Annotated in this window: 16 protein-coding genes; 3 read left to right on the top strand and 13 right to left on the bottom strand. The window is 53.5% G+C overall.

The window, feature by feature from the left end; genetic code table 11:
- The first annotated feature begins 143 nt into the window (after positions 1 to 143).
- The gene (sseA, locus tag HV261_RS09095) at positions 144 to 989 is read left to right on the top strand and encodes a 3-mercaptopyruvate sulfurtransferase (RefSeq protein WP_202038058.1); all 846 of its coding nucleotides are present in this window, start codon (positions 144 to 146) and stop codon (positions 987 to 989) included.
- A 98-nt stretch (positions 990 to 1087) separates the two neighbouring features.
- Here sseA and sseB read toward each other — a convergent pair whose 3' ends face one another.
- The 11 genes from sseB to trmJ all read right to left on the bottom strand — a co-directional run bounded on the left by sseB (position 1088) and on the right by trmJ (position 9947).
- Complete coding sequence (gene sseB / locus HV261_RS09090; protein ID WP_202038057.1) at positions 1088 to 1864, bottom strand: enhanced serine sensitivity protein SseB; 777 nt, start codon at positions 1862 to 1864, stop codon at positions 1088 to 1090.
- A 94-nt stretch (positions 1865 to 1958) separates the two neighbouring features.
- A complete protein-coding gene (pepB, locus tag HV261_RS09085) occupies positions 1959 to 3242 on the bottom strand; it encodes an aminopeptidase PepB (RefSeq protein WP_202038056.1) in 1284 nt (427 codons plus the stop codon).
- A 61-nt stretch (positions 3243 to 3303) separates the two neighbouring features.
- Entirely contained in the window at positions 3304 to 3504 is a 201-nt protein-coding gene (iscX, locus tag HV261_RS09080; RefSeq protein WP_137384801.1) for a Fe-S cluster assembly protein IscX, read from the bottom strand.
- 11 nt (positions 3505 to 3515) lie between these two features.
- Entirely contained in the window at positions 3516 to 3851 is a 336-nt protein-coding gene (gene fdx / locus HV261_RS09075; protein ID WP_003037690.1) for an ISC system 2Fe-2S type ferredoxin, read from the bottom strand.
- Position 3852: 1 nt separating this feature from the next.
- Positions 3853 to 5703, bottom strand: coding sequence for a Fe-S protein assembly chaperone HscA (gene hscA, locus HV261_RS09070; RefSeq protein WP_202038055.1), 1851 nt, complete (start codon positions 5701 to 5703; stop codon positions 3853 to 3855).
- A 15-nt stretch (positions 5704 to 5718) separates the two neighbouring features.
- Positions 5719 to 6234, bottom strand: coding sequence for a co-chaperone HscB (hscB, locus tag HV261_RS09065; protein WP_202038054.1), 516 nt, complete (start codon positions 6232 to 6234; stop codon positions 5719 to 5721).
- 108 nt (positions 6235 to 6342) lie between these two features.
- The gene (iscA, locus tag HV261_RS09060; RefSeq protein ID WP_003835203.1) at positions 6343 to 6666 is read right to left on the bottom strand and encodes an iron-sulfur cluster assembly protein IscA; all 324 of its coding nucleotides are present in this window, start codon (positions 6664 to 6666) and stop codon (positions 6343 to 6345) included.
- Between the two features lie 20 nt (positions 6667 to 6686).
- Complete coding sequence (gene iscU, locus HV261_RS09055; RefSeq protein ID WP_002913991.1) at positions 6687 to 7073, bottom strand: Fe-S cluster assembly scaffold IscU; 387 nt, start codon at positions 7071 to 7073, stop codon at positions 6687 to 6689.
- A 26-nt stretch (positions 7074 to 7099) separates the two neighbouring features.
- Positions 7100 to 8314 (bottom strand): cysteine desulfurase, encoded by a 1215-nt coding sequence (gene iscS / locus HV261_RS09050; protein ID WP_137384804.1) that lies wholly within the window; start codon positions 8312 to 8314, stop codon positions 7100 to 7102.
- Between the two features lie 167 nt (positions 8315 to 8481).
- Positions 8482 to 8973 (bottom strand): Fe-S cluster assembly transcriptional regulator IscR, encoded by a 492-nt coding sequence (iscR, locus tag HV261_RS09045; protein ID WP_005120405.1) that lies wholly within the window; start codon positions 8971 to 8973, stop codon positions 8482 to 8484.
- A 242-nt stretch (positions 8974 to 9215) separates the two neighbouring features.
- Complete coding sequence (gene trmJ / locus HV261_RS09040) at positions 9216 to 9947, bottom strand: tRNA (cytosine(32)/uridine(32)-2'-O)-methyltransferase TrmJ (protein WP_137384805.1); 732 nt, start codon at positions 9945 to 9947, stop codon at positions 9216 to 9218.
- A gap of 118 nt (positions 9948 to 10065) precedes the next feature.
- On the opposite strand from trmJ, the gene suhB reads away from it, so the two are divergent.
- The gene (gene suhB / locus HV261_RS09035) at positions 10066 to 10869 is read left to right on the top strand and encodes an inositol-1-monophosphatase (protein ID WP_003835237.1); all 804 of its coding nucleotides are present in this window, start codon (positions 10066 to 10068) and stop codon (positions 10867 to 10869) included.
- Positions 10870 to 10939: 70 nt separating this feature from the next.
- Here the strand turns inward: suhB and HV261_RS09030 are convergent, their stop codons facing one another.
- Positions 10940 to 11920, bottom strand: a complete 981-nt coding sequence (locus tag HV261_RS09030) for a nickel/cobalt transporter (protein ID WP_202038053.1) — start codon at positions 11918 to 11920, stop codon at positions 10940 to 10942.
- Positions 11911 to 12549, bottom strand: a complete 639-nt coding sequence (locus HV261_RS09025; RefSeq protein ID WP_202038052.1) for a DUF1007 family protein — start codon at positions 12547 to 12549, stop codon at positions 11911 to 11913. Before HV261_RS09025 ends, HV261_RS09030 begins: the two co-directional genes overlap by 10 nt.
- 417 nt (positions 12550 to 12966) lie before the next feature.
- On the opposite strand from HV261_RS09025, the gene HV261_RS09020 reads away from it, so the two are divergent.
- Positions 12967 to 13950 carry an autoinducer 2 ABC transporter substrate-binding protein gene (locus HV261_RS09020; protein ID WP_006683457.1) on the top strand — a complete coding sequence of 328 codons (984 nt, stop codon included), beginning with the start codon at positions 12967 to 12969 and terminating at the stop codon, positions 13948 to 13950.
- Positions 13951 to 13999 lie beyond the last annotated feature (49 nt).

Raw genomic sequence — 13999 nt, 5'->3', positions numbered from 1 at the left:
TACGGTGGCAGTCGGCAAGTGAATGATGTTGTCTGAATTTTAATGATTAATGTGGTTCGGCCTGACAAATCAGCCTCTTTTACTTGTCGCTTTCCAGTAAACATCCGACAATTTGCCGAAACCTGGTAAAAATGGAGATGCCTATGACTACCGCCTTCTTTGTCGCTGCCGACTGGCTTGTCGAACATATTGACGACCCGGAAATACAAATTCTTGATGCCCGGATGGCACCTCCAGGCCAGGAAGATCGCGATGTTGGCGAGGAATATCGCGCAGGCCACATTCCTGGCGCTGTCTTTTTTGATATTGAAGCCCTCTCTGACCACACCTCCCCCTTTCCGCACATGATGCCGCGCCCGGAAGCCTTCGCCGTCGCCATGCGCGAGTTAGGCGTGCACCAGGATAAGCACCTGGTGATATACGATGAAGGTAACCTGTTCTCTGCCCCGCGGGCATGGTGGATGCTGCGGACATTTGGCGTTGAAAATGTCTCGATTCTGGCTGGCGGTTTGGCTGGCTGGCAGCGCGATGAACTCCCCCTGCAGACAGGAAACGTTGATTTGCCCGAAGGTGAATTTGACGCAGCATTCGCGCCTGAAGCGGTTGTACGCGTGACCGATGTGCTGCTGGCCAGCCATGAAAAAACGGCGCAGATCGTCGATGCCCGCCCGGCGGCACGTTTTAATGCCCAGGTTGATGAGCCTCGTCCAGGCCTGAAGCGCGGTCATGTTCCAGGAGCACTGAACGTACCATGGACAGAACTGGTACGTGACGGAGAGTTGAAAACCACCGACGAACTGGATGCGATTTTCTTTAGCCACGGCGTCAGCTTTGACAGACCAATCATTGCCAGTTGCGGTTCCGGTGTAACGGCTGCCGTTGTCGTGTTGGCGCTTGCCACGCTGGATGTTCCTGATGTGTCTTTGTATGACGGTGCGTGGAGCGAATGGGGTGCGCGCAATGATTTACCGGTAGAACCGGTATTATAAAGCTGGAAATGCCGGAAGGCGCTTCGCTTATCCGGCCTACAAAATAGCGCACATCCCAGGCCGGGTAAGACGTATGCGTCGCCACCCGGCCTGGTCTTTTAGATAATCCGGTTCTGTTTAAAATCGCGCAGGAAACCGCCCCAGCGGCGTTCGTAGAACGGCGCGATGTGTTCGGTAATAAAGTGGCTGACCCCTTTCTCACCTTTCACCACCTGGCAGATATCAATAGGTTCATCGCCCGGTAGCGTGTCGGTCGCGACGCTGCCTGTAGCATGAATAATCTCTTCGATATCACCATCAGCTTCAATACCAATCAACAGATTGGGCTGGGCATCCGCGCTCTCTTTAATTGAGCAGAGAAATGCGCGCTTCACCGGTTTAATGGTTTTAAACAGCGTGGTCAACGAGTCAATCATCTGTGCGGGCGGTTCGGCAACTTCGGAGAGAATTAGCGATTCACCGCCTTCCAGTACTTCCTGGGTACTCAGAGGGTTGCCTTCTTCCCCCATCAGCAGACTGATTTCGCGTGGCATAAACTCTTTGCCGGTCGGCAGCTTAGCATTGAGAAACAGCGTTTCGCCGAGCGTCATTTCAAACAACGTACGCACCGGCATTACGACAAACGCTTGTTCATCTTCCACCGCCTGCTGCAGGGCCTCCAGAGAGGTGAAGAACGGGATCACCGTCGTGCCGTCTTCTTTTTCCCAGTGCTGCAGGTCGAGAGCGCTATCTTCAACCACCGCCTCGCCTTCTGCGGCAGTGCCCGGCACCCAGACAGTAGACTCCAGCAACGTGCGGAAAAAGGCCGGACGATGCGCAGGCTCTGTCGCCGCTTGTTCCAGCAAGGTTTCTAATTCGTTTTTTGTTTCGGACATAAGGATCACAATAGAGAAGCATGTAGGGCGGGCAAGCGAAGCGCCCCCGCCGTTATCTTGCCGGATAGCGCTAACGCTTATCCGGCCTACATAATTAAGCGGTTAACAAATTCGCAATTGTGCGCACACCCAGACCGGTTGCGCCCGCAGACCACTGCTCAACCGGCGCTTTGCGATAGGTTGCAGAGCAGTCGATGTGCAGCCAGCCTTGCTGGTAGTTTTCCACGAAGTGAGACAGGAAGCCCGCCGCAGTGCTTGCGCCTGCCGGGTAGGCCGCGCTGCCGGTGTTATTCAGCTCGGCAAAGTTAGACGGCAGCTGGTTACGGTGGAATTCCGCCAGCGGCAGACGCCAGAACAACTCGTTTTCTTGTGCAGCACTTGCCAGCAGGCGAGCAGCCAGTTGGTCATCAAAGCTGAACAGCGCGTGATAATCATTACCCAGTGCAGTTTTCGCGGCACCTGTCAGCGTGGCGGCATCAATAATCAGCTCCGGTTTCTGCGCGCTGGCATCGATCAGGCCATCCGCCAGAACCAAACGACCTTCGGCATCGGTATTCATCACTTCAACTTTTTTACCATTGCGATAGTGAATAATATCGCCCAGTTTAAAGGCGTTGCCGCTGATCAGGTTATCCGCGCAGCACAGATACAGCTTCACACGCTTGTTCAGACCGCGAGTAATAGCAAATGCCAGTGCGCCAGTTACGGTTGCCGCACCGCCCATATCGGACTTCATTGAGTCCATAAATGCGCTTTGTTTGATGCTGTAACCACCGGAGTCAAAGGTGATGCCTTTGCCGACCAGACAGGCATAAACCGGCGCTTCTTTATCGCCGGTTGGGTTGTAGTCCAGCGCCAGCAGCACCGGCGGACGTTCGGAGCCGCGTCCCACAGTATGCAGTCCCATGTAGTTCTGCTCACGCAGATCTTCACCTTTGGTGATGCGGTAAGAGACGTTATCGCACGCGACAGAGCACAGCAGATCAACAGCCCGCTGCGCCAGCTGTTCCGGGCCCAGTTCTTCCGCCGGGGCGTTAATGGTATCGCGCACCCAGTCGATAATTTTAAGACGGTTATCCAGCTCCTTGCGCTGGGCTTCGTCCAGAGCGGCCCACTCAACTTTGCGGCTGCCTTTCGGCCCTTTATAGCCCTGCCAGAATGCCCAACTGCGCTCGGTATCCCAACCTTCACCGTCCAGTTGAACGTGTTTAATTCCCAGGCCGTCAATTTTACGCGCGGCGCGCTGGATAAGGCCAAGGTCATCTTTTCCGTTCAGGTGCAGGGTAATGCCATCATTATTGATACTGTATGTTGCCTTTTCACCCCAGCGGGCATCGGCAGGTTGCGTGGAAAGCGTAATTTTCATGGCTTCTGTCATTTTATTTATCCTTATTTTCGCGCATACAGGAAAACGGGCCACCCGTGGGCAGCCCGTTGACTTATTCGGCTTCGTCCAGCCAGACCAGCAAAATGGCCTCAAGGATTTTTTCGTTCGATGCCTGTGGATCATCATCGAACGCTTCCAGGTCACAGATCCATTGGTGCAGATCGGTGAAACGAACGGTCTTGGGATCGAGATCGGGGAACGCGTCGTACAACGCCTCGCCGATTTCGCGGCTATCGGTCCACTTCAGTCCCATACTACCCTCTGTTAATGCTCACGTGCATGATTGATTGTGTAACGTGGGATTTCGACCACTAAATCGTCCTCAGTGACCCGCGCCTGACAGCTCAAACGGCTCTCCGGCTCCAGACCCCAGGCTTTATCCAGCATGTCGTCTTCTTCTTCTGTGCTTTCCGGCAAAGAATCAAAACCTTCACGTACGATGCAGTGGCAGGTCGTGCAGGCACAGGATTTCTCACAGGCGTGTTCAATCTCGATGCCGTTACGCAGGGCAACGTCGAGAATCGTTTCGCCAGTCTCAGCTTCCAGAACAGCACCATCGGGACAGAGATCCTGATGAGGCAAAATAACAATCTTTGGCATATTAAACCTCGTCCACAGAATGGCCTTTCAGCGCGCTACGGACTGACTTATCCATGCGGCGAGCGGCGAAATCCTGGGTTTGTTTGTCTACGTTTTTAATGGCTTGTTCGATAGCGTCAACATCGTCGCCCTGTGCAACCTCGCTCAAATGCGCGGCGGCGGCGTCGATAGCTTGACGTTCTGCGGCGCTTAACAGCGCGGCATCAGCAGCGAGCGCACCGGACAGGCTTTCCAGTACACGTGCTGCTTCGACTTTTTGTTCTGCCAGCATACGCGCTTTTACATCCTGCTCGGCAAAACTCATCGAATCCTGAATCATAGAGGCGATTTCGCTGTCCGTCAGACCGTAGGACGGTTTGACCTGGATGGAGGATTCAACGCCGGTGGATTTCTCCATGGCGGTCACACTCAACAGGCCATCGGCATCCACCTGGAAGGTCACGCGGATATGCGCCCCACCCGCAGGTAGTGCCGGGATGCCGCGCAGTGCAAAACGTGCCAGCGAACGGCAGTCCTGCACCAGCTCACGCTCGCCCTGCATCACGTGAATGGACATCGCGGTTTGGCCATCTTTAAAGGTGGTAAAATCTTGTGCCCGCGCCACCGGAATCGTGGTGTTACGCGGGATCACTTTCTCCACCAGACCGCCCATGGTTTCCAGTCCCAGGGACAGCGGGATAACGTCCAGCAACAGCATTTCGCTGTCCGGTTTATTGCCAACCAGAATATCCGCCTGGATTGCCGCGCCGATGGCGACGACTTTATCCGGATCAATCGAGGTCAGCGGCGTACGACCAAAGAATTCGCCGACGCGTTCACGCACCAGCGGCACACGCGTTGAACCACCAACCATCACCACTTCCAGAACGTCTTGCGCCTCAACGCCAGCATCTTTCAGTGCGCGGCGGCAAGCCAGCAGCGTGCGCTTAACCAGTGCGGAAATCAGTTCATTAAAGGTTTCACGGGTGATTTCACCCTGCCATCCCGCCACGTTAACCGTGACAGAATCCGCATCGCTGAGCGCGATTTTAGCGGCAATCGCGGCATCCAACAGTTCACGCTGTACGCGGTTGTCGCTGCGATCGGCAACACCCGCCTGCTCACGGATGTAGTCGGCCAGCAGATGGTCAAAATCGTCGCCGCCGAGCGCGGAATCACCACCGGTCGCCAGCACTTCAAACACGCCACGGCTCAGGCGCAGAATAGAAATATCAAATGTACCGCCGCCGAGGTCATAAACGGCAATGACACCTTCCTGACCTGAATCCAGGCCATAGGCGATTGCAGCAGCAGTCGGTTCGTTCAGCAGACGCAGCACGTGCAGGCCCGCCAGACGCGCAGCATCTTTCGTGCCCTGACGCTGAGCATCATCAAAGTATGCCGGAACGGTGATCACCACGCCGTCCAGTTCGCCGGACAGCGCTTCGGTTGCCCGTGCGGCCAGCGCTTTCAGAATGTCAGCAGAGACGCGTACCGGATTGAGTAAGCCAGCAGCAGTTTCAATCATCGGCAGACCGTTCTCACTCGCCTGGAACGTATAAGGCAAATGCGGGTAGCGCGCCTGAATATCCGCCAGCGAGCGGCCCATCATGCGTTTTACCGAACTGACGGTATTTGCCGTATCCAGCGCCGCGTTAGCACGCGCATCGTAACCGACAGAGTAGCCCTGCTGCTGATAGTGAACCACTGACGGCAACAGGTGGCGACCTTCGTGGTCGGCCAGCGTTTCGGCCTGGCCGCTGCGTACGGTTGCAACCAGGGAGTTGGTGGTGCCTAAATCGATGCCTACCGCCAGACGACGCTGGTGCGGCGCAGCGCTCAGACCAGGCTCACTAATTTGTAATAAGGCCATTTTCGCTTCCGGAAATTAAAAATCGAGCAGTTTTTCTTCGAGTTGTTCTGCACTGCTTCGCAGTTTATCGAGAAAACGCAGCTTACGCACGGTATCTGCCGCCGCGTCCCACGTCTCGCTATCCAGCTGTTCTACCATCAATTGATGGCGCACATTGTACATGTCGCTGACGCGTTGCATAAACGCATCTAAACGTTGACTGTCATTTGCCTGTTCAATTTCGTCCAGCTCTTCACGCAGCTCCAGCTGTTCCATCAGGAAAGCAGTGTCGCGCACCGTGTGCTGTTCACTTCTGATATCAAAGCCGTGTAAAGACAGTAAGTATTCGGCGCGCATCAAGGGATGACGCAGCGTTTGCCAGGCCTGGTTGATAGTGGCGGACTGCGAAACTGCAGCAAGTTGTTCCGCCTGAGAACCGCTGGCGAATTTATCAGGATGATACTGACGTTGTAGATCCTGAAAACGTAGGCTCAGCGCCTGAGTATCGAGCTGATAACGGGCCGGTAAGCCAAAGAGGGTGAAGTAGTCCATAACATTCTCAGGGCATCGATTCTCTGTTGTTCGATGAGGCAAAACCAGAGAGTCAGGTAAAACAAACCCCACGCGCAGGCGACCACGGTGGGGTTATCAGTAAGCGCGTTACACGTGGAAGCTTTCACCGCATCCACATTCGTCTTTCACGTTCGGGTTAGTGAACTTAAACCCTTCGTTCAGACCTTCTTTGACGAAGTCTAACTGCGTACCGTCGAGGAATTGCAGGCTCTTACCGTCGATCACGACTTTTACGCCTTTGTCTTCAAACACGGTATCTTCAGCCGCCGGCTCGTCAACAAATTCCAGTACATAGGCCATACCTGAGCAGCCGGAGGTTCTCACACCCAGACGCAGACCAAACCCTTTACCGCGGTTCGCCAGGAAGGTATTTACACGCGCTGCTGCACTGTCGCTTAAGGTAATCGACATAATAAAACCTCAACTCTTAATTATTTTGCTTCACGTTTGCTTTTGTAATCCGCAATCGCGGCTTTAATCGCGTCTTCAGCCAGAATAGAACAGTGAATTTTCACTGGTGGCAGTTCAAGTTCGTCTGCGATATCGGTGTTCTTAATCGCCTGTGCTTCGTCCAGCGATTTCCCTTTTACCCATTCGGTAACCAGAGAGCTGGAGGCAATAGCGGAACCGCAGCCGTAAGTCTTGAAACGCGCGTCTTCAATGATACCCTCATTGTTGACTTTGATCTGCAACTTCATCACGTCGCCACAGGCCGGTGCACCCACCATGCCGCTGCCCACGTTCTCGTCGCTGTTGTCAAAAGAGCCCACGTTACGTGGATTCTCGTAATGATCGATTACTTTTTCGCTGTAAGCCATGATGAATTCTCCTTATCGGTGCCGAATTAGTGATGTGACCATTCAATACTGTTCAGATCCACGCCCTGTTTGAACATTTCCCACAGCGGAGAAAGGTCACGCAGACGGCCGATGGAGTTACGAACCAGATTGATGGCGTAGTCAATCTCTTCTTCGGTAGTGAAACGACCTAAAGAGAAACGAATTGAGCTATGTGCCAGCTCGTCAGTCATCCCCAGTGCGCGCAGCACGTAGGAAGGTTCCAGGCTTGCAGAGGTACATGCAGAACCGGAAGATACCGCCAGGTCTTTCAGCGCCATAATCAGCGACTCGCCTTCAACAAAGTTGAAGCTGACGTTGAGAATGTTCGGTGCGCCATGCTCGAGGTCACCATTGAGGTATACCTCTTCCATGTCTTTCACGCCGTTCCACAGACGGTTACGCAGACCGCGCAGACGCGCCATCTCGGTTTCCATCTCTTCTTTGGCGATACGGTAAGCTTCACCCATACCGACAATCTGGTGAACAGGCAGCGTACCGGAGCGCATGCCGCGCTCGTGACCGCCGCCGTGCATCTGCGCTTCGATACGGATACGCGGTTTACGACGCACATACAGCGCGCCGATACCTTTTGGACCGTAGATTTTGTGGCCAGAGAAGGACATCAGGTCCACTTTCAGCTGGCTCAGGTCGATAGGCAGTTTACCTACGCTCTGGGTCGCATCAACGTGATAGATGATGCCGCGAGCACGGCACATTTCGCCGATCTTCGCAATATCCTGTACCACGCCAATTTCGTTGTTCACGTGCATGATGGACACGAGAATGGTGTCATCACGCATCGCCGCTTCAAGTTCTTGAAGGTCGATAATACCGTTACGCTGCGGGGCGAGGTAGGTGACTTCAAACCCTTCGCGCTCCAGCTGACGACAGGTGTCCAGCACGGCTTTGTGCTCGGTTTTGCTGGTGATGATGTGCTTGCCTTTTTTCTGATAAAAGTTGGCTGCACCTTTAATCGCCAGGTTATCGGATTCAGTCGCACCGGAAGTAAAGACGATTTCACGCGGGTCAGCGCCCACGAGGTCGGCAATCTGGTTACGGGCGATATCTACCGCCTCTTCAGCCTGCCAGCCGAAACGGTGTGAACGAGACGCTGGGTTACCAAAGTTTCCGTCCAGGGTCAGACACTGCATCATTTTCTCGGCAACACGCGGGTCCACCGGCGTGGTTGCGGAGTAGTCGAGATAGATCGGTAATTTCATTGCTCTATAAACTCCGTACATCGCTTCAATGCAAGGAATCAGGCAACCGGCTGGATGTACGACCGAGTTAACGGGATGTCTGACATCCCGGCCTGATTCTGAAATACTTTTTACGCTTCATCTTGCTGGTTGCCTTGATGCAAGCAGAAGATAGTGCGTAATTTTTATTAGGCACGCAGTTTGACGTCGATAGCGTCTTGCGTACGGGTGCTGCGTGGAGCGTCATGCGTGTGCTGGCGACCAGACACATCGAGGACTTCCTGATTATTTACCAGCTCGCCCAACGTAATGTTGTTGAGGAAACCAGTCAGGCGGTCGCTAAGATCGCGCCACAGCGCGTGGGTCAGGCACTTATCGCCGCCCTGACAACCGCCTTTACCCTGGCAACGGGTCGCATCTACAGACTCGTCAACAGCGCTAATAACTTCACCTACTGCGATGCTGCCAGCATCTTTACCCAGCAGATATCCGCCGCCTGGTCCGCGTACGCTGGAAACCAGACCGTTTTTACGCAACCGGGAGAACAACTGCTCCAGATACGACAGGGAAATGCCCTGACGTTCAGAAATATCAGCCAACGGTACCGGGCCCGTTTCGGAGTTGAGCGCAACGTCCAACATTGCGGTCACGGCATAACGCCCTTTTGATGTCAGTCTCATGTCTTACTTAGCCTCAAACTCGCCCCTGCCCGGGGTTTTTTATTGTAAAATGGGGGTATTGCATAGCAGGGGCAAGTCTGACATTCCCGACTAAATCAGTCAACTATTTACTTGACTAATTTAGTCAGGTATTTTGCGTTCCGTGCGGTATTCGTTTACCGGATGGCGCTTCGCTTATCCGGCCGACAAATCGTGCGGCCTGTAGGCCGGATAAGCGAAGCGCCATCCGGCGTAAAGACCGGTTACTTCCCTTTATTCTGTTGTTCAATCGACGCTAAAATCCCACGCAGGATATTCAGCTCCTGGCTCTCTGGACGTGCGCGAGTAAACAGACGACGCAGCTTGTTCATCACCTGCCCCGGATGGCCTTCACGGATAAACCCGGTCGACAGCAGTGTCTGTTCCAGATGACCGTAAAAACGCTCTAAATCATCGACCAGTGGATACTGGGTTTCTTCATAGTCAGCTGCTTTACCGCTTTCCTGCGTTGCAAGCCAGGCCATGCGCACTTCATAAGAGATGACCTGGACCGCCATCGCCAGATTGAGCGAACTGTATTCCGGGTTCGCGGCAATAGCGACGTGATAATGGCATTTTTGCAGTTCTTCGTTAGTCAGACCAACGCGTTCACGACCAAAAACCAACGCCACCGGCGTATTTGCCGCTTCAGCAACGCTTTTTAAACCACACTCACGCGGGTCCAGCATCGGCCACGGCAACGTGCGAGAACGCGCGCTGGTTCCGACAACCAGACTACAACCCGCCAGGGCTTCATCGAGCGTGTCGACGATTTGCGCACTGCCAATCACATCGCTGGCGCCAGCCGCCAGAGCGATAGCCTGGGAGTCCGGTTTTACCAATGGATTTACCAGCCACAGATTGGTTAAACCCATCGTTTTCATTGCGCGGGCAACAGAGCCCATGTTGCCGGTGTGAGACGTTTCCACCAGCACGATTCGAATATTTTGCAGCATTGTATTTCTTCGGCTAAAGATTATTCGACCATATTATCATAAAACGAAGACATAATCCGAACTCGCTGCTATACTCTGCGCCGTTTTCCCGTTCTTTAACATCCAGTGAGAGAGACCGATGCATCCGATGCTGACCATCGCCGTGCGCGCAGCGCGCAAGGCGGGTAATGTAATTGCCAAACACTACGAAACCCCAGACTCTGTAGAAACCAGCCAGAAAGGCAGCAATGATTTCGTGACTAACGTCGATAAAGCCGCCGAAGCGATTATTATCGAAACGATCCGCAAATCTTACCCACAGCACACCATCATCACCGAAGAAAGCGGTGAACATGTTGGTGAAGATTTGGATGTTCAATGGGTTATCGATCCACTGGATGGCACCACCAACTTCGTAAAACGTCTGCCGCACTTCGCGGTATCTATCGCAGTACGCATCAAAGGCCGTACTGAAGTCGCCGTTGTTTACGATCCAATGCGTAACGAACTGTTCACCGCGACTCGCGGTCAGGGCGCACAGCTGAACGGTTACCGTCTGCGCGGCAGCACGGCTCGCGATCTGGATGGCACCATCATCGCCACCGGTTTCCCGTTCAAAGCGAAGCAACACGCTGCTTCTTATATGAAAATCCTCGGCAACATGTTCACCGAATGCGCGGACTTCCGTCGCACCGGTTCTGCTGCGCTGGATCTGGCCTACGTTGCCGCTGCACGCGTTGATGGTTACTTCGAGATTGGCCTGCGCCCGTGGGATTTTGCCGCAGGTGAACTGATTGCCCGTGAAGCTGGCGCACTGGTGTGTGACTTTACCGGTGGTCATAACTACATGGCGACTGGCAACATCGTTGCAGGTAACCCGCGCGTCGTTAAAGCCATGCTGGCGAACATGCGTGACGAACTTAGCGATGCGCTGAAGCGTTAATCTGCTGTGGTGCCGGATGCGACGCTTTCGCGTCTTATCCGGCCTACAATTCATACTATACCGTTCTAACCTAAAACGGTCTTATCCCCCGCCCCACCGGCACCGCACTCATCCACATCACTACCGCAGCAGCAATCAACACCGCGCCTCCGGCTAATGCCAGCGTTGTCCAGCCAATCTGCCGCCACAGTACCGGCGCGCTATTGCCACTGAGTTTCACCGCCAGCGAGCGGAAACTGTGCACCAGTAAAGCTAACGATGTGATCGTCAGTGACGTTCCTGCCGCCATGGCCAGCGCCGATGCCATCCCCCAGTTAAACACGCCCACCACTTTGCTAAACAGCAGCACCATGATGGCTCCGGAGCACGGGCGCATGCCCATAGACAGAATTATCATCAGTCGCGCACGCCAGTCATCCCCGTGTTGTATCTGCTCAGGGTCAGGCAAATGTTGATGCCCACAACCACAGCCATCATGATGGATATGGTGCGGCGCGAAAGCGGTGAACGTCGGGCGACGCAGCAACTGGCGCAGCTTTCTCAGCGCACGAGCACACAGCAGCACACCCAACACCCCCACCAACGCATAACTCCCTTTCTCCAGCCAGAAACTACTCACATGTAGCTGTCGTGCGGGCAACTGCAAGACGGTGAGCACCACTACCACCAGCCCAATAGCGACCAGCCCTTGTAACAACGAAGACGCCAGCGTCAGCCCGATACTCGACTTTAACTTCGACGGATGGGTCGCAAGCCAGGTGGTAATAACAATTTTGCCGTGTCCCGGCCCCAGCGCGTGGAGTACCCCATACAGGAAACTAAACAGCAGCAGCGATCCCCCGGCCCGGGCCGGATTAGCAGCAACTGCTTTGAGCAACCCACTCATCTGCTGGTTAACCTCGCGCTGCCAGACGATACTTTTCATCATCACCTGCGGCCAGGTCTGCCATAGCCACAGTACGCCGCCTGCAGCCAGCAGTAAAAACAGCGCCAGCGGCCATAGGCTAAACCAACGACGTCTGACCGTGTGTGGTCGATAAATTACTGACATTGCAACGTCACCGTCTGTGCAAACTGTTTACCTAATTCCATATCCTCCGGCGGCGCATCTTCTTTATCCAGCGACTGCGCAAAACTCAGCGTTTGTTCATTCGGCGTCGGCGTATGCACGGAAATCCGGCATTGCTGGCGTAGGGGCTGCGCCAGAGAGGCATCACTGTCTTTGTCATAGCTCATATCGACGTAATAGGTCGGATCGAACGTTGAAATACTATATTTTTGTCCGCTCAACGGCTGCGGCTCTGCCAGTGGTAGCACAAACGTCAGCACCGCCTGGTGATCCTCACGCTCCATGCCATATTCCGTCGGCCGATTTTTAAACTTTACCTTTTGTCCCGCATGCCACACTTCGGTGAAATAGTGCTGCCCAAGGACGTTGGCCATTACCTCCGCCGCCAGTTTTTTCCAGATCTCATCGCCCGGTTTGGCATTCCCCGCATCATAAAGCAGGTCAGCCGAGGTGATTTCATCCATCGTCCAGCGCATTTTCAGCGCTACAAGCTGGTTATTTTCACTCACTATCTCAGTTTTCAGATGGATAAAACTGTGGGGATGCGCACCGACATTAAAAGACAGGATAGCCAGGATCAACGTGACAATGATGCGTTGAACGCGTTGCATGAGTTCTCCACGGTAACAATACAGGCCGCCACAATGATAACGTCCTGGGCGAAAAGAGTGGTGAGCATATCATCGAACGGAAAAATGTTGAGCACCCTTTTCCGGTATCGATTCAGTTCTCAATTTCGACATTTTATTATTTTCCCGTCACCGTAAAAACGGCGATTCATGGCTTCAATTTACGTCAAATGATGCACATATGTTAATAACTGGTTTCATATTAATGATTTATTAACAGAAATAGCGCCGAAAAAAATTCAAACCTCGTCATATTTAACCAAAAATTAACTTAAAATTATCTATAAATTAACAATAGCGGGCATAGATCACATTCATCAAACTTATAATTCATTCCCTCTTCCATTCGTTGTTAACTTCACGCCGTAACATGCCCTGCCCCCTACTAAAGGTACAACTATGAAATTCAAACTCGCATTACTCAGTGCAACCCTGGTTTCTGCATGCATGTTGTCCGGCACGTCGTTTGCGGCGGAAAAATATGAAATTGCTGTGGTTGCCAAAGTCACCGGTATTCCGTGGTTTAACCGAATGGAAACCGGCGTGAATGAAGCAGCAAAAAAACTCGATGTAAATGCTTACCAGACCGGACCTTCAACGCCGGACCCGGCGCAGCAGGTAAAAGTCATTGAGGATCTGATCGCTAAAAACGTGAATGCGATCATCGTGGTTCCTAACGATGCCAAAGTCCTCGAACCCGTACTAAAAAAAGCACGCGATAAAGGCATCGTGGTCCTGACGCACGAATCTCCGGACGAGCACATCGGCCAGTGGGATATCGAAACGATTGATAGTGAAAAATACGCGCAGGCCAACGTCGATGAACTGGCGAAAAATATGGGCGGCAAAGGCGGGTATGCTATCTATGTCGGTTCGCTGACCGTGCCGTTGCATAACGCGTGGGCTGATTATGCAATTAAGTACCAGAAAGAAAAATATCCGGAGATGTTCGAAGTCACCTCCCGTTTACCCGTCGCGGAAAGCATCGATAAGTCCTATGCCACGACGCTGGATCTGATGAAAACTTACCCGCAGATGAAAGGCATTATCGGTTTCGGCTCACTGGGTCCTATCGGTGCAGGCCAGGCCGTGCAGAAAAAACGCGCCAAAGATAAAATCGCCGTCGTCGGGATCGCCATGCCGGCACAGGCTGCGCCTTACCTGATGCGTGGAGACATCAAAAAAGCGCTGCTGTGGGATCCGAAAGACGCGGGCTACGCGCTGGTAACGGTTGCCGATCAGCTGCTGCAGGGCAAAGAAGTCAACGCCGATTTGAGTATCGATGGTTTAGGGAAAGCCGATATCGACACGGAGAAGAAAGTGATCCGCTTTAACAAGATCCTCGAAGTCACCAAAGACAACGCACAATCACTCGGTTTCTAAGGCCTTAGCCAACACCAGGGAACCTTAACGCCGACCGTCTGGTCGGCGC

It is taken from the genome of Citrobacter sp. RHBSTW-00671, assembly GCF_014103415.1.
Lineage (GTDB): Bacteria > Pseudomonadota > Gammaproteobacteria > Enterobacterales > Enterobacteriaceae > Citrobacter.
This window is presented reverse-complemented; position numbering and strand designations above follow the sequence as displayed.

Bases quoted from the DNA above. Each gene is read 5' to 3' on its own strand.
- sseA (WP_202038058.1), top strand. From the start codon at position 144: ATGACTACCGCCTTCTTTGTCGCTGCCGACTGGCTTGTCGAACATATT.
- sseB (WP_202038057.1), bottom strand. From the start codon at position 1,864: ATGTCCGAAACAAAAAACGAATTAGAAACCTTGCTGGAACAAGCGGCG.
- pepB (WP_202038056.1), bottom strand. From the start codon at position 3,242: ATGACAGAAGCCATGAAAATTACGCTTTCCACGCAACCTGCCGATGCC.
- iscX (WP_137384801.1), bottom strand. From the start codon at position 3,504: ATGGGACTGAAGTGGACCGATAGCCGCGAAATCGGCGAGGCGTTGTAC.
- fdx (WP_003037690.1), bottom strand. From the start codon at position 3,851: ATGCCAAAGATTGTTATTTTGCCTCATCAGGATCTCTGTCCCGATGGT.
- hscA (WP_202038055.1), bottom strand. From the start codon at position 5,703: ATGGCCTTATTACAAATTAGTGAGCCTGGTCTGAGCGCTGCGCCGCAC.
- hscB (WP_202038054.1), bottom strand. From the start codon at position 6,234: ATGGACTACTTCACCCTCTTTGGCTTACCGGCCCGTTATCAGCTCGAT.
- iscA (WP_003835203.1), bottom strand. From the start codon at position 6,666: ATGTCGATTACCTTAAGCGACAGTGCAGCAGCGCGTGTAAATACCTTC.
- iscU (WP_002913991.1), bottom strand. From the start codon at position 7,073: ATGGCTTACAGCGAAAAAGTAATCGATCATTACGAGAATCCACGTAAC.
- iscS (WP_137384804.1), bottom strand. From the start codon at position 8,314: ATGAAATTACCGATCTATCTCGACTACTCCGCAACCACGCCGGTGGAC.
- iscR (WP_005120405.1), bottom strand. From the start codon at position 8,973: ATGAGACTGACATCAAAAGGGCGTTATGCCGTGACCGCAATGTTGGAC.
- trmJ (WP_137384805.1), bottom strand. From the start codon at position 9,947: ATGCTGCAAAATATTCGAATCGTGCTGGTGGAAACGTCTCACACCGGC.
- suhB (WP_003835237.1), top strand. From the start codon at position 10,066: ATGCATCCGATGCTGACCATCGCCGTGCGCGCAGCGCGCAAGGCGGGT.
- HV261_RS09030 (WP_202038053.1), bottom strand. From the start codon at position 11,920: ATGTCAGTAATTTATCGACCACACACGGTCAGACGTCGTTGGTTTAGC.
- HV261_RS09025 (WP_202038052.1), bottom strand. From the start codon at position 12,549: ATGCAACGCGTTCAACGCATCATTGTCACGTTGATCCTGGCTATCCTG.
- HV261_RS09020 (WP_006683457.1), top strand. From the start codon at position 12,967: ATGAAATTCAAACTCGCATTACTCAGTGCAACCCTGGTTTCTGCATGC.